At 40.9% G+C, this 18,022-nt stretch carries 16 protein-coding genes; 9 read left to right on the top strand and 7 right to left on the bottom strand.

Going from position 1 to position 18,022, the window contains the following annotated elements:
- Positions 1–57: 57 nt before the first annotated feature.
- Positions 58–453 carry a cytochrome c5 family protein gene (locus tag VOI46_RS01580; RefSeq protein WP_004589305.1) on the bottom strand — a complete coding sequence of 132 codons (396 nt, stop codon included), beginning with the start codon at positions 451–453 and terminating at the stop codon, positions 58–60.
- 203 nt (positions 454–656) lie between these two features.
- A complete protein-coding gene (elbB, locus tag VOI46_RS01585; RefSeq protein ID WP_004589306.1) occupies positions 657–1,304 on the bottom strand; it encodes an isoprenoid biosynthesis glyoxalase ElbB in 648 nt (215 codons plus the stop codon).
- 525 nt (positions 1,305–1,829) lie between these two features.
- Here elbB and polA point away from each other — a divergent pair.
- From polA to VOI46_RS01600, 3 genes are all read left to right on the top strand, one after another.
- Positions 1,830–4,559, top strand: coding sequence for a DNA polymerase I (polA, locus tag VOI46_RS01590; RefSeq protein WP_004589307.1), 2,730 nt, complete (start codon positions 1,830–1,832; stop codon positions 4,557–4,559).
- A gap of 710 nt (positions 4,560–5,269) precedes the next feature.
- Positions 5,270–5,857 carry a YceI family protein gene (locus tag VOI46_RS01595; RefSeq protein ID WP_004589308.1) on the top strand — a complete coding sequence of 196 codons (588 nt, stop codon included), beginning with the start codon at positions 5,270–5,272 and terminating at the stop codon, positions 5,855–5,857.
- On the top strand, positions 5,854–6,372 hold the full coding sequence (locus tag VOI46_RS01600; RefSeq protein WP_004589309.1) for a DUF1285 domain-containing protein: 519 nt from the start codon (positions 5,854–5,856) through the stop codon (positions 6,370–6,372). Before VOI46_RS01595 ends, VOI46_RS01600 begins: the two co-directional genes overlap by 4 nt.
- 10 nt (positions 6,373–6,382) lie before the next feature.
- Here the strand turns inward: VOI46_RS01600 and yihA are convergent, their stop codons facing one another.
- Complete coding sequence (gene yihA, locus VOI46_RS01605; protein WP_004589310.1) at positions 6,383–7,042, bottom strand: ribosome biogenesis GTP-binding protein YihA/YsxC; 660 nt, start codon at positions 7,040–7,042, stop codon at positions 6,383–6,385.
- A gap of 280 nt (positions 7,043–7,322) precedes the next feature.
- On the opposite strand from yihA, the gene VOI46_RS01610 reads away from it, so the two are divergent.
- The 3 genes from VOI46_RS01610 to VOI46_RS01620 all read left to right on the top strand — a co-directional run bounded on the left by VOI46_RS01610 (position 7,323) and on the right by VOI46_RS01620 (position 9,824).
- Positions 7,323–7,955 (top strand): c-type cytochrome, encoded by a 633-nt coding sequence (locus VOI46_RS01610; RefSeq protein WP_004589311.1) that lies wholly within the window; start codon positions 7,323–7,325, stop codon positions 7,953–7,955.
- A 741-nt stretch (positions 7,956–8,696) separates the two neighbouring features.
- A complete protein-coding gene (yihI, locus tag VOI46_RS01615; RefSeq protein WP_004589312.1) occupies positions 8,697–9,296 on the top strand; it encodes a Der GTPase-activating protein YihI in 600 nt (199 codons plus the stop codon).
- A 12-nt stretch (positions 9,297–9,308) separates the two neighbouring features.
- Positions 9,309–9,824 carry a DUF2489 domain-containing protein gene (locus tag VOI46_RS01620; RefSeq protein ID WP_004589313.1) on the top strand — a complete coding sequence of 172 codons (516 nt, stop codon included), beginning with the start codon at positions 9,309–9,311 and terminating at the stop codon, positions 9,822–9,824.
- A gap of 104 nt (positions 9,825–9,928) precedes the next feature.
- Here VOI46_RS01620 and hemN read toward each other — a convergent pair whose 3' ends face one another.
- The gene (hemN, locus tag VOI46_RS01625) at positions 9,929–11,302 is read right to left on the bottom strand and encodes an oxygen-independent coproporphyrinogen III oxidase (RefSeq protein WP_004589314.1); all 1,374 of its coding nucleotides are present in this window, start codon (positions 11,300–11,302) and stop codon (positions 9,929–9,931) included.
- A gap of 112 nt (positions 11,303–11,414) precedes the next feature.
- On the bottom strand, positions 11,415–11,948 hold the full coding sequence (gene yjgA, locus VOI46_RS01630) for a ribosome biogenesis factor YjgA (protein ID WP_004589315.1): 534 nt from the start codon (positions 11,946–11,948) through the stop codon (positions 11,415–11,417).
- A gap of 144 nt (positions 11,949–12,092) precedes the next feature.
- Here yjgA and pmbA point away from each other — a divergent pair, with 144 nt between their 5' ends.
- From pmbA to VOI46_RS01645, 3 genes are all read left to right on the top strand, one after another.
- On the top strand, positions 12,093–13,442 hold the full coding sequence (gene pmbA, locus VOI46_RS01635; RefSeq protein ID WP_004589316.1) for a metalloprotease PmbA: 1,350 nt from the start codon (positions 12,093–12,095) through the stop codon (positions 13,440–13,442).
- Between the two features lie 117 nt (positions 13,443–13,559).
- Positions 13,560–14,042, top strand: coding sequence for a DUF721 domain-containing protein (locus VOI46_RS01640; RefSeq protein WP_004589317.1), 483 nt, complete (start codon positions 13,560–13,562; stop codon positions 14,040–14,042).
- A gap of 250 nt (positions 14,043–14,292) precedes the next feature.
- Positions 14,293–16,368, top strand: coding sequence for a M13-type metalloendopeptidase (locus tag VOI46_RS01645; RefSeq protein ID WP_004589318.1), 2,076 nt, complete (start codon positions 14,293–14,295; stop codon positions 16,366–16,368).
- Between the two features lie 154 nt (positions 16,369–16,522).
- On the opposite strand, the gene VOI46_RS01650 is transcribed toward VOI46_RS01645, so the two are convergent.
- Together VOI46_RS01650 and mutT are read right to left on the bottom strand one after the other, a co-directional pair.
- Positions 16,523–17,590 (bottom strand): phosphotransferase, encoded by a 1,068-nt coding sequence (locus VOI46_RS01650; RefSeq protein ID WP_004589319.1) that lies wholly within the window; start codon positions 17,588–17,590, stop codon positions 16,523–16,525.
- A gap of 5 nt (positions 17,591–17,595) precedes the next feature.
- Positions 17,596–17,994 (bottom strand): 8-oxo-dGTP diphosphatase MutT, encoded by a 399-nt coding sequence (gene mutT, locus VOI46_RS01655; RefSeq protein WP_004589320.1) that lies wholly within the window; start codon positions 17,992–17,994, stop codon positions 17,596–17,598.
- Positions 17,995–18,022 lie beyond the last annotated feature (28 nt).

Here is an 18,022-nt window from a genome sequence, read left to right on the forward strand (position 1 = left end):
AAAGTGGTACAGAAAGGCTTTCCTAATTAACTTAAGTCAGCCTTATCGGGTTTATGGTTATTTAGATGTCATGAAATCAATAGCTGCGCTAATCTCATCATCAGAACAATCCATACATGTTCCTTTTGGCGGCATCGCATTAAAACCGTTGATAGCGTGATCAAGCAGTACATCTTTACCTTTAGCGATACGCGGTGCCCAGTCATCAGCTGATTTAGGTGCACCTAGTGCGCCAGTACCGTGACAGGCAAAACATGCGCCTTGGTACACTTGCTCACCAGAGCGAGGGCCAGTAGGAGCTGCGGCTGCAGCAGCTTTCTCGCCTTCAAGATAAACAGCGCCAACTGGTGCTAAACGTTTTTTAATCGCATCTTCAGTCATAGAGTTATCATATGGCTGTGCGTATGCGGTGGTTGCTAGCACTAATAATGCTGCAGCTGATAGTTTTTTCATTTTGCCTTGCTCACTTCGATTTGAACGTGATCAATCACGATTATAGATGACGGAAATTAAACCGATTATACCTTTGTGTAACAATTTATAAAACGCCCACTGGTGTTTTTATCGATAAAACTGGCTAATTTTTGCGTTAACGCAATAAAATTGCATGTTTCAGTTAACAAACATTTATAATCGGTGGCTTAGTAAATCACTATTTAAGCTAATGCTAGTACGCTTTTAACCAATTTTTCGATCCCCGCATCGGCATCTAAAATAGACTGCGCCAGCATATAAGCAGGGGTGGTAACGAGTTTATTGTCCTCATCAATCACAATATCATCAACCGCACAGGCTGTGTGAGTAGAGCCTAGCTGGGTTAAAGCGCTTGCGGTCTGTTCATCATTACCTATGGTTAAAGTAGCCTTGGGATATATAAACGGAATTAAAGCCGGCGCAATACACATGTAGCCAGCGGCTTTTTGTGCATTAGCAAATTGTTTACAGGCCTCTAATACTAGGTCGTTTATCTGCGCATCAGCGCCTTTAACGGCAAAATCACATAAGTTTTTAGCGGCGCCAAATCCCCCTGGTACTATTAACGCATCAAATTCAGATGCCTTTAATTCGCTTAATGATTTTATATCACCACGGGCAATGCGTGCTGCCTCAGTGAGTACATTACGGTTGCTTGGCATTTCTTCACCGGTGAGGTGATTAATGGTGTGAAGTTGTTCTATATCAGGAGCAAAACATTGATATGCAGCACCGTTTTTAGCTATGTGCAGCAGTGTTAATACTGCTTCGTTTATTTCACTGCCATCGTACACACCACAGCCGGCTAATATTACAGCTATCTTTTTCATGCTTTTGTGCTCCTTAAGTATTTTAAATAAGTCGTTTGGATGAAGTTTAACACGGGCCAAAACACACACTAAAATAATTTTTTAGTTTAAAAAGTATTCGCAGTGCAAGTTGTATTGCGGTTTATGTCATTTTTGCCTGTGCGCTCATAAAAAAAATTATAAAGGATCGCTATGATCTTTGATCCATTATGCTAGAATACTCCTCCTGTTATTTAAATGGATACAAATAACTAAAGTGACTAACAGCGGATGTATCAGTTAGAAAACCTTTTTCCACATTGGTTTTAAAATAATAAAAAAAAGAACCTCGTATTATCTTTTTTAAACAAAACAAGCAGTTATTTATTTTTCTAAGCATTTTATTATGCATTGGAGGAATAGCTCGTGGCTGTTATCTACAAAGTTATCCACAGGTTGCTCCGCAATAATTATGGCTACTAAGCGTAATTCACTGTCGTTTTATTCACAACCTTATGGCATGCTTGTAATAATATTACTTTTTTGTATTTAGGATCCAAATTCACCATGGCTCAGATCCCCGAAAACCCGCTAATTTTAGTTGATGGCTCTTCATATTTATTTCGTGCTTATCATTCTCCACCGCATTTAACCAACTCTAAAGGTGAAGCAACTGGCGCTATTTATGGCGTGGTAAACATGCTTAAAAGTTTGATCAAACAATATGATCCGAGCCACATGGTGGTGGTGTTTGACGCCAAAGGCAAAACGTTCAGAAACGACATGTATAGCGAGTATAAAGCTAACCGTCCGCCTATGCCTGACAATTTACGAACGCAAATAGCGCCACTGCACAGTATTATTAAAGCGATGGGCTTTCCGCTAATTAGTATTGAAGGGGTTGAAGCCGACGATGTTATTGGTACGTTTTCGCGAATAGCAACTGAGCAAAAGCGCCATGTATTGGTTTCTACAGGCGATAAAGACATGGCTCAGCTAGTTAATGAGCATGTTACGCTAATCAATACCATGACCGACAGCATTTCAGATCCTCAAACCGTTGTTGAAAAATTTGGTGTGGGTCCAGAGCTAATCATCGACTATTTAGCGCTAATGGGTGATAAGGTTGACAACATCCCTGGTGTTGAAGGCTGTGGACCTAAAACAGCTGTTAAATGGTTACAAAAATATGGATCGCTTCAAGGTGTAATTGATAATGCCGGCGATATTAAAGGCAAGATTGGTGAGAAGCTTGCAAACGCCCTTGATCATTTACCACTTAGTTATGAGCTTGCCACCATTAAATGTGATGTTGAGGTAGAGTCAGACCTAGATACCTTTAAAGTACAAGAGCCAAATAAAGATGAGCTTATTGCACTGTATGGTGAGTGTGAGTTCCGCCGTTGGTTAGCTGAGCTGCTTGATAACCCAAAAGATGCAGAAAAAGCGCTCCCTACTGAGGCAAATGAACTGCCAAAAGTAGAAGATGCACATTACGAAACTATCTTAACCGAATCACAATTTGATACGCTTATTGAGCAGCTAAATAGCGCTGAGTTATTTGCCTTTGATACCGAAACAACCAGCCTTGATTACATGCAAGCGCAGTTAGTAGGTATGAGCTTTGCTGTAAAAGCAGGCGAAGCTGCTTACTTACCAATTGCACACGATTACCCGGGTGCACCAGAGCAATTAAGCCTTGAATATGTAATGCAAAAGCTTGGGCCAATCCTCGCCGATGCTAACAAAGCTAAAGTAGGGCAAAACCTAAAATACGACAAGAGCGTACTGGTTAATGCAGGCTATGAGCTCAATGGCATTAAGTTTGATACTATGCTTGAGTCGTACGTATTTAATAGCGTGGGCACTCGCCATGACATGGATTCATTAGCGCTTAAATACTTAGGCCATAAAAACATTAGCTTTGAAGATATAGCCGGCAAAGGGAAAAAGCAGCTTACCTTTAATCAAATTGAGCTTGAGCAAGCTGCGCCTTATGCAGCAGAAGATGCCGATATTACACTGCGTTTACACCAAGTACTTTGGCCAAAATTAGAAGCTGATGAGAAGTTAAAGTCAGTATTTGAAACAATAGAAATGCCATTAGTGAATGTTATTTCTGATATTGAACGCACCGGCGTAGCAATTGATAGCAACATGCTGGCGGCGCACAGCCAGCGTTTAGGCGAGCGTTTACTTGAACTTGAAAAAGAAGCGTTTGAGATAGCTGGCGAACCATTTAACCTAAGCTCGCCAAAGCAGCTGCAAGTACTTTTATTTGAAAAACTTGAGCTGCCAGTCATTAAAAAAACACCTAAAGGTGCACCTTCAACGGCTGAAGAAGTGCTACAAGAACTTGCCCATGACTACCCACTACCTAAGGTGATTATTGAGCACCGTGGTTTATCTAAGCTTAAATCAACCTATACCGATAAATTACCATTGATGGTTAATGAGAAAACACAGCGCGTGCATACTTCTTATCATCAAGCTGTTACGGCCACAGGGCGTTTGAGTTCTACCGATCCTAACTTACAAAATATCCCAATTCGTTCTGAAGAAGGACGCCGTATACGTGAGGCATTTGTAGCGGCACAAGGCTATAAAATTGTGGCTGCCGATTACAGTCAAATTGAGCTGCGTATTATGGCGCATTTATCGCAAGACAAAGGGCTACTAAATGCCTTTGCTAATGGGTTAGATGTACACAGTGCAACCGCTGCTGAGGTATTTGGAGTTGAGCTAGAGGATGTAACCACAGATATGCGTCGTAAAGCTAAAGCAGTAAACTTTGGATTAATTTACGGCATGTCAGCCTTTGGTTTAGCGCGTCAGCTTGATGTGCCACGCCACGAAGCGCAGCACTACATAGATAAATACTTTGAGCGTTTCCCTGGGGTACTTGAGTACATGGAAACAACCCGCGAAAAAGCGGCCGAGAACGGGTACGTAGAAACTATTTTTGGGCGTCGATTACACTTACCCGAAATTAATGCACGTAATGGAGCTCGCCGTAAAGGCGCCGAACGTGCAGCAATCAATGCACCAATGCAAGGCACAGCCGCTGATATTATTAAAAAAGCAATGCTGAGCGTGCATAGCTGGGTTAATCAACAAGCTCCCAATACCATTAAGTTACTAATGCAAGTACACGATGAATTGGTGTTTGAGATTAAAACCGATTGTGCGCAAGCATACACAAAGCAGATTTGTGAGCTAATGTCGCAAGCGGCTAGCTTAGATGTCCCTTTAATTGTAGAAGCTGACGAAGGTGAAAACTGGGAACAAGCCCACTAACCTAAAACATGCTTACATTTTAAAAGCGCCGCAAGGCGCTTTTTTATTGCCTCTAAATAACTCACTCAATTAAGCGAATCGATATAAGTATTTCTACGCGTAAACAAAGTTTAGTTAAAAGTAGGTTAATTTAAGCAACTATTTGTATTAAATAGTTATATGTTCGTCAATTCGAACTATTTTGGCGGAATACCATTGTATTTTTATGCGCGCTTTTGCTAAAGTGCGCGCGTCCTCATCCTGTAGGACATCCTGTTGATGATGCATCTGAAAAGGTGCAACAAATTGATAGCTTCTCCCCAGTTTGCTATATCGGCCTGCTTGTTTTAAGCAGGCTGCTTTTTCTTCCTCATTAGATTGCCCTTTAAAGCTAAATGGCTCCTCTAAGCGCTTTTTTACTATTCACACTTTATGCTCATTTATGTTTATTATTTTTTTTGCCATACCTAGCGCGCCCTCAAACGGGTATATGTATAAAGCAGTTATAATGCAAACGTAGGCAAGTAAAGCTATCTCACGCAATTATTAGCGTGGATGTTGCGGTATGGCCCTAAAAAGCATCAGTTATAGGCTGTTATATCGTTATTAATTTTTTAATAACAGTACGGGCTAAGTAATTTAGCGCCGTCTTTAATTTGAGGTGGTTTGCCCCTATTTCAGGTGATAGTATCGAAAGCGCTATTATTCTCATTTTATTTTAGGAGTGCGTTATGTTTAAAACGTTAGCCATTATCGGTTTATCGTTATCAAGTGTTGCTTTGTCTAATGCCGCTCATGCAGATTGGCAGCTAGTCAATGACAAGAGCCAATTAAGTTTTGTTTCTATCAAAAAAGACTCGATTGCTGAGGCACATCATTTTACTAACCTAGAAGGAACACTTTCAGACAGTGGTGCTTTTAGTGTAAATATAGACTTAACCTCTGCAGAAACACAGATCCCTATTCGCAATGAACGTTTAACTCAATTTGTATTTGAAGCGGCTAAGTTTCCTCATGCAGTTTTAACTGCGGATTTAAAAAAGCAATTAAGTAATATTAAAAAACCGGGCCAGCATGTATTAAAAGAGGTTGATGCGCAGCTTGATTTTCATGGTAATAAAAAGCCATTAAAAATAAATGTACTTGTTAGCAGTGCCGAAAATGGCGATTTAAGCGTGTCGTCGTTTACGCCTGTGATTGTAAATAGCCAAGACTTTGGTGTGACCGAAGGCGTTAAAAAGCTACAGCAATTAGCTGGTTTACCTGCCGTTGCTACAGCCGTACCAGTTACTTTTGCGCTAACACTTAAAAAACAGTGATCTCGTTAACGGCGCTTAGTAAGCAATTAAGCGAGCCTAGCAAACCGTTTGGTAGTTGGCAGCCTACCGAGTGTGGTGAGCTGCCGATTATGATTAACGAGCATGGGCAGTGGTTTTACGATGGCAGCGAAATTACTCGCCCCGCGATGGTAAAACTGTTTGCCAGTGTTGTATGCAAAGAAGGTGAGCAGTTTTATTTAAAAACACCCATCGAAAAAATAGCGATAGAGGTGCAAGATGCGCCTTTCGTTATCGTAAGCTGGCATATTGAGAACACAGCGCAAGGGCAGGTTATGTGTTGTGTAGATAATTTAGCACGGCAATGGTTAATCAGTGCTGAGCAGCCTCTTTATATAAAAAACTATAAAAATGCAGCGGTGCCTTATTTGCAATTACCTTATGGGTGTAGCGCGCGGGTATCACGAAGTGTGTTTTATCAGTGGGCTGAAATAGCCGACGCTGATGAGCGCGGCTATTTTATAAAATCAGCAGGGGGAAAGTTTTATCTTTCGTAGGTGCTTATTTTTAAGCGTCTGAGCTGTCTTCATCACTTTGCGGCGGTGCAACAGCCACAATTGGCCCTAAATACCACTCATCTAGCTTTTTAGCGACTTCCGGTAAACCTGTTCCCTTAAGTGATGAAAAAGCGTGTACAGTAATATCACCGTCTAGTTCACTTAATTCACGGCGTACTTGCAGTACTTGTGCTTTACGCGCACCTTGCTTGAGCTTATCGGCTTTAGTTAAAAGCGCCAGTACCGGGATTTCGCTGCCAATAGCCCAGTTAATTAGATCTTTGTCTAAATCTTTTAATGGGTGGCGAATATCCATTAATATAACAATACCTTTTAAACTTTGACGTTTTTGTAGGTACTCACCCAGTGACTTTTGCCACTTCTTTTTCATTTCAATAGGCACTTTAGCAAACCCATAACCGGGTAAGTCGATTAAGCGCATATCATCTACTTCACCTAATTCAAAGGTGTTGATTAACTGCGTACGACCTGGCGTTTTACTGGTACGTGCAAGTTTTTGATCTGTCAGTGCATTAAGAGCACTTGATTTACCTGCATTAGAGCGACCTGCAAACGCGACTTCAATTCCCGTATCAGCAGGTAATTTAGTGATGTCTGGCGCGCTTGTTACAAAAGACGCAGTATTATATTTGATACGAGATTTGAGCACAGGCTCTCCTAAAAACGTAAAAGTTAATCTTATTGAGCTAAATTCACTCAGGGCGCGTATTTTATACTATAAAGGATGTATTAAAAAGCGTATTTAAACACCTAAAAACTCTATAAATGGCACTATTAAAGCTGCTTAAAGGTTAATCTAGGTCAAAACCCTATAAATTATAAGCTTAATATGAGTAGAAAACGTGCCAGAGAATTTTTTATCGTGTAGAATACATGAATTACAACATCCATATTGTAGATGATACAGGGTCGGAAACAGAGAATTCACCATGAAAAAAATAGCACTATCTTTAACAATATTGCTTGGTGCGTTGTCAGCAAGCAACGCAACAGCATTTGATGGCGATGTAAACGCAGGTAAAGAAAAATCAGCAACGTGTGCGGCTTGTCACGGCCCAGACGGTAATGCACCGGTTAATATTTACCCTAAACTTGCAGGCCAGCACCCAGATTACATCCTTAAACAACTTAAGGATTTAAAATTAGGTATGACTTCAGGCGGTAAAGAAGGCCGTATGGATCCTGTAATGAGCGCGATGGCTATGCCACTTAGCGAACAAGACATGAAAGACCTATCTGCTTATTTTTCTTCATTGAACATGACTGAAGGCGCCACCCCAAAAGACGTGGTTGAAGTTGGTCAGATGCTTTACAAAGCAGGCGATGCTGAACGTGGTATTCCGGCTTGTGCGGCGTGTCATGGTCCGCGAGGCAATGGTTCGTCTCTTGCTAAGTTTCCTAAAATTTCTTTTCAGCACCCAGAGTACATTAAAGCTCAGCTAGAGAAGTTTCGTGATGGAACCCGTAAAAACGACCATAACGGTATGATGCAAGATATAGCGAAAAAGCTAACTGATAAAGATATTGAAGTACTATCTCAATACTTAGGTGGCTTACACTAAAGTCGTATTTATCTAGTATAAGCTAGTGTAATACTATGTAATATGATTAAAAAGCAGCTTGAGCTGCTTTTTTTGTGTCCATATTTTAACGATATCACCCTTTAGTTTGTGAGACATTTGCCATGCTATTTTGTAAGAAATAACTTATTTTAAAAATATTTTTACAGTTAAACTTATGTTTATTATAAATTTTTTGTTTTTTATATATGCTCTATGTAAGAAAAATTATATAAACCAGTTGTAACAAAAATATTAACGGGTAAATTAACCACTGTCGCAAAACAACAATAACAACATGGATTATGCTAAAGGAAAATGGCGCTACACGACTGAATAGCACATTGAAGGTGCTACAAAAGGAAATAACAAGAAAGCGTCAGGATGACCGTAAATAATAAAATCTCAAGGAAGTTTAATAATAAAAACAAAATGGAATGTAACAAGGAAGGTTAAAATAATAACAATACGGATTGATAATAATAAAAATAATAAAGACTAAAAAAAGTCGAAGGGAGAAGTGTCCAGATAATGGCGCTCAGATTAGTAGGCGGTAGAGATGTTTTCTCTACCGCCTTTTTATTTGTCCTGTTACAATACCCACCGTTTAGCAATAAGCTAATGCGCTAATTCAACGAGCAACCCAAGCTTTAATGCGCAAATCGAATTCTTCTGGCTAGGCCAGCACTGCGATGCTCATGTTATGTGCCTCGCTCAAAACCTCTTAAGTGAGATGATCAAGATATGAGTAGAAAGAAAAAATCACGCAAAATTCCTTCAAACGGCCCTGTTCGTTTAAGCCAAGATAAGCTTAAAGAAATGCGTGCGTTAAAAGAGCAACGAGTTAAAAAACCAAAGGGTGCTAAGCCTGGTTCTCGTAATGCACCTGAGCTATTAGATAGCGATACTAAAAAAGCAAACTCAGCGCCAAAAGATAAGCGCGTCGGCAGTAAAAAAGCCGTGCCTTTAGTGGCTAGTGCACCACAGCCGCAAGTAGAAATGAAGCGTAACTTAAAGCCAACAGTTGAGCTTAAAAAGGTTACAGAGCCAGAGCTTACGCCTGAGCAAGAGCTAGAAGCGCTTGAAAACGATGAGCGTTTACTTAAGCTCGTTGAGCGCCATGAGCAAGGTGAAATGCTGACGGGTAAAGATGCGAAGTACTTTAATAGCCGTATTGCTCGCCACCAAGTACTTTGTAAGTTACTAGGTATCGAAGATGAAGACGAAGACGAGTTTGAAGATGATTTTGAAGATAACTTCGAAAGCGACGGTAACTCAGATTTCGATAAGTACCTTTCTGATGATTTAGCCAATGAGTGGCTAGATGATGATGACGACAAATAGTAAGGGCGCTTAATGAGTACCGCAGTGATTGTAGCCTTGTTTGTAGGTGCTGTTATTATTGCTGGCTTAGCATTTTATGCAGGTCAGTTGCTCTATAAGCTTAACGCGCAAAAAAAGTTAATTGCGCAAAAGCAAGCTGAGCAACAGCAAAAGCTTAAGCAGTCGCGCTTAAAGCGTAACGCTAAACTTGCAGATAGCATTCATCTAATTGCTCGTGCAATGGCTGAAGAGCAATGTGAGTACTCTGAAGGCTGTTTACGGATTTGGGTTTTAATGTCTCAGTACGCTTTTGAAGATGAGCGAGATTTAACGCTAGCGTACCCAGGCATTTATAAAATGTATAACGTTGTGAAAGAAATGCCGACCCACGATGCACGAAAAAAATACTCTAAAAAAGAGATTTTTAAGCAAGATACAGCACGTTGGCGAGCTGAAGAAAACTTTAGTGATGAGATTAAAGCCGATTGCGACAAAATCATTGTTGAGTTTAAAGCTGCGCCGGGCAGCGAAAACATCGTGTTTAATTAAACCCAATAGAAAATACAAAAAGCAGACTCAGGTCTGCTTTTTTTATGCCTGCTTATCAACACGTTTTTACCACCTCAAACGTGATAAGCGAATTGGTATATTAATTAAATCACTCGTGAGAAACGGGTTTTACTTATTTGCTTTTGTAAGTGAGCATCAAAGCACATACATATAATACGAATAAATAGATTTCCGCGAGGCGTGACGCGTATTACCTTATCGTTTATATGCACCATGTCATCGTCTATTAAAGGCTTTAGCGCTAACAGCGCATCCGCAAAATACTCATTAAAATGTATAGAATGCTTTTTCGCAAATGCGTGCGTGTCTAATTCAAACTGGCAAATAAGTGATTTAATAGCCTCCGCGCGTATTACATCATCGTGCGTTAAATGCATTCCTTTATGTATAGCACTGCCGGCTTGCGTTTCTATTTCGTGATAATAATGCTTAAGCACTTTTTGGTTTTGTAAAATGGCCGTGCCAATTTGCGAAATAGACGAGACCCCTAAACCTAATAAGTCGCAATTACCGTGAGTAGTATAGCCCTGAAAGTTGCGATGTAACTGCCCTTTATTTTGCGCGACTGCAAGTTCGTTGTCGGCTTTTGCAAAATGATCCATACCAATAAACTGATAGCCTGCAAAGGTCATTTGCGCCAAGGTGTTTTTAAACATGGTTAGCTTGTCGTGGGCACTGGGTAAGTCAGCCTCTTTTATTTTACGTTGCGCTGCAAAGCGCTCTGGTAAATGTGCGTAATTAAATACAGAGACTCTGTCTGGGCATAAGGCAATTAATTGCGCTATTGTTTTTTCAAAGCTTTGGGGTGTTTGTTTAGGTAGGCCATAAATCATATCTGCATTTATAGACTTAAAGCCAAGCTCGCGGGCTTGGGTTATCAGTGCTTTAACGGTATCTACTTGCTGCGTGCGGTTAACCGCTTGCTGTACCTCATCGTTAAAATCTTGAATACCAAAGGATACGCGGTTAAAGCCTAAAACCCGTAAGTGTATAAGCATATCTTTAGCAAGGGAACGTGGGTCTATTTCAATGCCTCGCTCAGTGTTGCGGGTAAAGTGAAAGTGCTGCTCTAATAAGTTAATTAAGCGCGTCATTTGCTTTACAGTCAAAAAGGTTGGCGTACCACCCCCTAAATGCAATTGCTCCACTGTGTAGTGTTTAAATAAAGGGGCATGTGCTGCTATTTCTTTTGTTAAATAATCTAAATATACATCGGCTTTAGACTGATGGCGTGTGATCACCTTGTTACATCCGCAGTAATAGCAAAGCTCACTGCAAAATGGGATATGAATATACAAAGAAAGTGAGCGACTAGATGATGATTTTATAGCGCTAACAAGGTCTTGTTGCTGATACCCCTCGCTTAAAGATAAAGCGGTAGGGTAGGAGGTATAGCGGGGCCCTGACACGTTATACTTATTTATAAGAGTTTGATCCCATTTTGGAAGCTTTATCATCACGCGCACCTTATGTATTAATGAGGTGTTGAGTATAAAAAGCTTTTAAGGGAGGGGTTTTGATCTACAACAAAAAAGGTGCCTAAGCACCTTTTTAAAAGAGTATTTTTTGTTAATACGTTATGTTGTGGGCATCTTTTAAGTATTGAAACAATTCTTTATAGCCTTTGCCTGGCTTTTCAGCTTTAACTTCTTTAGCGGCGTTGCGTACCAATTGGCGCATTTTTTGGCGCTCAAGGGTTGGGTATTGCTCAATAGTTTCGTTAATTAAATCATCGCCTTGCTCAATTAAGTCAGTACGTAATTGCTCAATTTTTTTAATTAAAACCTCAGCTTGGTTATTTTTATTAAGCATTACGTCAATAATGGCTTTAATTTCTTCAACGTTTTCTACTGTGCGTAGCGTTTTAGCAATGTAATTTAAGTGGCGGCGGTACGCATCGCTTTTATTACTGATTTTATCAGCAACTACCATGGCTGCTTTCAAATCGTCATTGAGTGGTAAGCGTTCGCGTTGCTTTTTCCCCATTTTAGCAATTTCAGAACCTAACTGATGAAACTCTTGCGCGTCGCGCTTTAGTTCACTTTTTGATACGTAAATAATTTCTTCTTCAATTTCAGCAGGCTTGCCTTTTTTCTTCGCCATGGGGTGCTCTTAAGTAAAAATAACTTTTGCCATTATACGCGATTCTTTTAGTGATTAATATTAGCTGATGTGGTGCAGTGAGTGTGTTAGCATTTAGAGATAAGAAATGCGTGCAATATTGCCTTAAGGCTCAGGACTTAATTTATGAAAAGCCAACAACACGATCCAATTTATTCTCAAATCTCTCAAGTAAAAGATGCCGTAGCTGAAGTGCTCGAGCATGCTAAAAAATTGGGTGCCACTGCCGCAGAAGCTGCTATGTCTAGTACATCGGGTTTATCGGTAAGCACACGCATGGGTGAAGTAGAAACCATAGAGTTTAATCAAGATGGTGGTTTAGGTATCAGTGTTTATGTAGGGAATAATAAGGGCTCGGCGTCTACTGCTGATCTAAACCCAAAAACACTGCGCACGGTAGTAGAAAAAGCCATTGATATTGCCAAATTTACCTCAGACGACCCTTTTAATGGTATTGCCGATAAAGAACTACTCGAGTTTGCCCCTAAGGACCTTGATTTATATCACCCGTGGGATGTAAGCCCTGAGCAAGGTATTGAGCTATGTCACGCTGCAGAGCAAGCCGCTTTAAATGCTGATGAGCGTATTGTTAATTCAGATGGTGCAAGTTTTTCATCGCACCAAGGCTTACGTGTGTATGGTAATAGCCATGGTTTAATTGCTGGTTTTCCACGTACGCGCCACAGCATTAGCACTATGGTAATAGGCAAAGAAGGCGAGCACATGCAGCGCGACTCTGCTTATACTGTTGCTCGCGATCAGGGCGGACTTAACGACGCTGCTGCGGTAGGCCTAGAAGCCGCCACCGAAACTCTGGCTAAACTAAATAGCCAAAAGCTGGGTACTATGAAAGTCCCTGTTATTTTTAGAGCCGATATTGCCAACTCATTGTTTGGCCATTTAGTGTCGGCAATTGGCGGCGGGGCGCTTTATCGTAAATCGAGCTTTTTACTCGACAGCTTAGGCACTCAAGTATTTAGTAAGAACGTTAATATTGCTGAGCGTCCTCATATATTAAAAGGATTAGCGTCGTCGCCTTTTGATAGCGAAGGGGTAAAAACGATTGACCGTGAAATTATTCAAGGCGGTGAGCTGCAAACGTACTTATTAGCAAGTTATGCAGCGCGTAAACTAAATATGGCTCCAACAGGCCATGCAGGCGGTATTCATAACTGGTTAGTTGAGCAAACGCACAACGATTTATCGGCTTTATTAAAAACCATGGGAACAGGCTTATTAGTTACCGAGCTGATGGGGCAAGGCGTAAACACCGTTACGGGTGACTACTCGCGTGGAGCAGCTGGTTTTTGGGTAGAAAACGGTGAAATTCAGTACCCTGTTAGTGAAATTACCATTGCCGGAAATTTAAAAGACATGTTTAAAGGTATTTCGGCCATAGGGGGCGATATTGAGCGCAGAGGCGGCATTCAAACCGGCTCAGTACTTATAGAGCAAATGCAAATAGCAGGCGCTTAATAGCAATTAGCAATAATACTTAATTAAGCGAATTGGTATAATATAAAAGCACATATTAAAGCCGAGCATTTAAACGCTTGGCTTAAACGTGCTTTATTTAAATTTTTGAGGTGTTGAATGGCTAAAGATAGGTACGCACCAAAACCCCTGACTGACATTATGGCAGGCCTTAATAATCGCTTATCGGCCTATGCAGGTAAAAGCCAAGCGCTTGATAAGCAACAGGTGTTGCTTAAAGAGTTTTTAGGCCCAAAGCTTGCTGAAAAATGCCGTGTGAGTAATTACCGCGATGGCACGTTGATGATTGAAGCTGTATCGGCGGCAATTGCCCTTAAACTTAATTATTTAAAAATGGATATGCAGTCGCATTTTAGAGCGGCAGGCATGGCAGAGCTCGGACAAATTAAAATTGTTGCAAACCCTCAAGCAACAGCGCGCTTAAGCCCAACTGCAGATAAACCCGGCCCCGCAGGTAAAGCACCTGGCAATTCAAGAAAAATGAGCCAGCAAACTTCAGATTACCTTAATGCCATTGCCGCATCAGCGCCACCTTCGCTGAAAGAAAAGCTAGAGCGCCTTGCTCGCCATGGTAAAAAATAACTCCCAAAAGCGCGATTATGTTTGTTGGTAGGGCTATTTTGTTACCTCGTCTCATAGAAAATACTTTGTTACATATTCTATTTTATTGTTTCTTTAATGGGGTTTATCATACAAATTCGGCGTGTTGTTTTAACCGCCTAAATATTAATTTCATTAAGTGAAAGCATCGCAGGGCGCTTTTATTTTTTCTCTGGCATGCAATAGTTTAATGAAATAGATATTTTATTCTTTACTAACAAACGGAATAATTATGAAAAAAGTAACTATTACCGCTGCAAGTATCGCACTTGCACTGGGCCTAGTAGGTTGCGGTGAAAAACAACAAGAAGCGCAAGTGGCCGACACCGCTGCCGTTACAGCACCGGCAGAAAAAACGCTTGAGCTAGGTGTAAACCTTGCCAATATGGATGAGTCGGTTCGTGCACAAGATGACTTTTATTACCATGTGAATGGACAGTGGCTTGCTAAAACAGAGATCCCTGGCGATAAGTCGAACTACGGCTCGTTTACACAGTTATACGACGAGTCGCAAAAAGCGATGAAAACAGCGCTTGAAAGTGCCGCTAATAATAGCAGTGCTAAAAAAGGCAGCGATGAGTACAAAATTGGCGCTTTTTACAAAAGCTACATGGATAAAGACACACGTGATGAGTTAGGTATTACACCTTTACAACCTTCACTTAATACCATTGATAGCCTAGATTCAAAAGCTGATCTTGCTCCTTTAATGGCTAAAATTCAACAGCAAGGTGCGAGCTTACCATTTGGCTGGTTTGTAAATAACGACGCTAAAAATTCAAGTGAATACGCGCTGTACTTATCGCAATCTGGACTTGGCTTACCTGATCGTGATTATTACTTAAAAGATGATGAAAAATTTACTAAAATTCGCGCATCTTACGAGCAATACATAACAGATATTTTAGCTAAATCTGGCGTTGAAAATGCCGCTGATGCTGCGAAAAGCGTTATCGCATTTGAAAGCGCTTTAGCTGAGGCGCAATGGAGCCGAGTACAAAGTCGTGATGCAACTAAGTCATACAATAAAATGACCGTAGCTGAGGCAAACAAGCTAACAGGCGACTTTGATTTAGCTGCATTTTTCAATAGTGCTGGGGTAGATACCTCAGACATTATTGTACGTCAGCCAAGCTACTTAGAAGGGTTTGCTGATGTGTACAAAGAAACAGATTTAGCAACGTGGAAAAACTATTTAAAGTTTCATTTTGTAAGTGGTTACGCGCAGTTACTGAGCACTGACTTGGTTGATCTTAAATTTGATTTTTACAGCACCACATTACGCGGCGTAAAAGAGCAAGCGCCACTTTGGAAAAAAGCGGTTGATGCATCTAACAGCGTACTTGGCGAAATTTTAGGTAAAGTATACGTAAAAGATAACTTCCCGCCTGAAGCAAAAGCACGTATGGAAGAGCTGGTAGATAACGTTATTAAAGGTTACGGCGTTGCTATTGAAAACCTTGAGTGGATGAGCCCTGAAACCAAGCTTGCAGCCCAAGAAAAGCTAAACAAATTTACCCCAAAAATTGGCTACCCAGATAAGTGGAAAGACTACTCACAGCTGAGCATTAACCCTGATGAATTAGTGGGTAACTACATACGTTACAGTCAGTGGGCTTATAGCGACATGATTGCTAAATTAGGCAAGCCAGTGGACCGCTCTGAGTGGCACATGACGCCACAAACAGTTAATGCTTACTACAATCCTGTAAATAACGAAATTGTATTCCCAGCTGCTATTTTACAGCCACCGTTCTTTAATTTAGAAGCCGATGACGCTGTAAACTACGGTGCAATTGGCGCAGTAATTGGCCACGAGCTAGGTCACGGTTTTGACGACCAAGGTGCTAAATACGATGGTGACGGTAACTTACGTAACTGGTGGAGTGAGTCTGACCTTAAACAGTTTGAAGAGCGTACCGGCGCGTTAGTAGCGCAATACAACGAATATAAACCATTTGAAGATGCGGGTGTTAACGGCGAGCTTACCCTTGGCGAAAACATTGGCGACCTAGGTGGTTTAACGGTGGCTTATAAGGCGTATCAATTATCGTTAGGTGAGAACAAAGCGCCCGTTATTGATGGCTACACCGGCGATCAGCGTTTCTTTATGGGTTGGTCACAAATTTGGCGTCGTAAGTACCGCGATGAAGAGCTACGTAACCGCTTAATGACAGACCCGCATTCACCAAGTCACTACCGTGTTATCGGTATCTTGTCGAACATGCCTGAGTTTTACCAAGCGTTTGACGTAAAAGAAGGCGACAAAATGTATATCAAACCAGAAGACCGCGTAAAAATTTGGTAATTGATAGCCTGTTAGTTAACCTGAATCTGGTTAAGAGATAAATTACCCCGCATTTAGGTTGATAAATAAAAGCCAGTAAGTGTTTAGCTTACTGGCTTTTTTATATTTAAATACTGAGTACTAATACCAATGCGCAATAATACTTAATTCAGGGCTACTGCATGAGTGTTTTATGCATCCAGCTTTGATTACTTAAAATATCTTTATACAAAGCAAGCTGGTTTTGCGCACGTTCTAAATTATGTTCTGCATGGGTGGTTTTAAAGTACACGTCGTTATTTAAGTAATCAGTTAAAAACCGCACACTGAGCATTAACGGCATAACTTTAGCGCCAAGCAGCAAACTTGCTTGCTCTTTGTTGCTAATAGCCGATTTAAGGGGGGCAAGGTAGCCTTTAACAAGCGCAGTAAATACCTCTTTGCGAATAACCACTTTATCAAGATTAATCGAATCTTCTGGCTCAGCGCAGCAAAATGTGCGCACCATGTCTCCAAAGTCATACAATAAAAAGCCTGCCATACACGTATCTAAATCGATAACTGCTTTTGCTTTATATGTATTGCTGCAATACAGCATATTATTTATTTTAGTGTCGTTGTGGCACACCCGGGTGGGCAAATCGGCTGTTACGTCAGCGAGTTCTTTTACTAAATGCTGTTGTGCAATGCAGTAGTCAATGTCGTTTTTACACTGCTGGAGCCGCTCTTTAGTGGCGGTGCTAATAGCTGTATTAAGCTGCTCAAAGCGCATAGCTAAGTTATGAAAGTCAGTAATAACAGGGTAGAGACTTGATGCGTCAAAATCGAGCAAGGCACGTGTAAAGGTGCCAAATGCAAATGCGGCTTGCTGTGCGTGATGGGGCTCTGTAACCACATCTTCGCTAATACTTTGGCTAATAAAATTAAGCACGCGATAGTACGCGTTGTTAATTGTAATAAGGTATTCACCTTGGCAAGTACTTATATGCTTAACAATGTCGAGCGGGTAAGTATTTGCTTGTTGTTTAGCGCTTAGGTGCTGCTCAATTAACTGGGCGTTATTGACCAGTTGTGCTGGCTTTTTAAATACATGAGTATTGAGCTTTTGAACAACAAATTGCTGCGCAGCATTAGTTAACAGCCACGTGGTGTTTATATGTCCGCTGCCTAAAGAGCTCACCTGAGTAAGCTCAGGGTTTAGCGCTAATAGCTCACTTAATTTATTTTGTATTGCTGTATTCATGTACTTTAGGCGTATCGCGCTTGTATTTTTTCGATAATCTCGGCGTTAGCAGCAGGGAACTCATAGTTACTAAGCTCATTAATAGCGACCCATTCACTTGGTTGCCCTTCGGCGCCATGTGCTTCACCGCTAAAGTTACTCACAACGTGAATATCAAGTTTTACACATTTATCGCCATAGTCATGTTCAATCACCATCAGTTGGCTAGAGCTGTGAATGGTAATGCCAACTTCTTCACTTAGCTCACGTTTAAGTGCAGCAAATACGCTCTCGCCAGCTTCTACTTTCCCGCCTGGAAATTCCCATAAGCCACCTTGATGTTGCTCATCAGCGCGCTTGCAGATAAAGATGGCGTTATTTTTTTTTATTACGCCTACCGCTACATTTACAATTTTTGTTGTCATGTTTTTTCTCCATAAAAAAAGCGACGCT

The organism is Pseudoalteromonas sp. CuT4-3, assembly GCF_035666335.1.
GTDB lineage: Bacteria > Pseudomonadota > Gammaproteobacteria > Enterobacterales > Alteromonadaceae > Pseudoalteromonas > Pseudoalteromonas atlantica.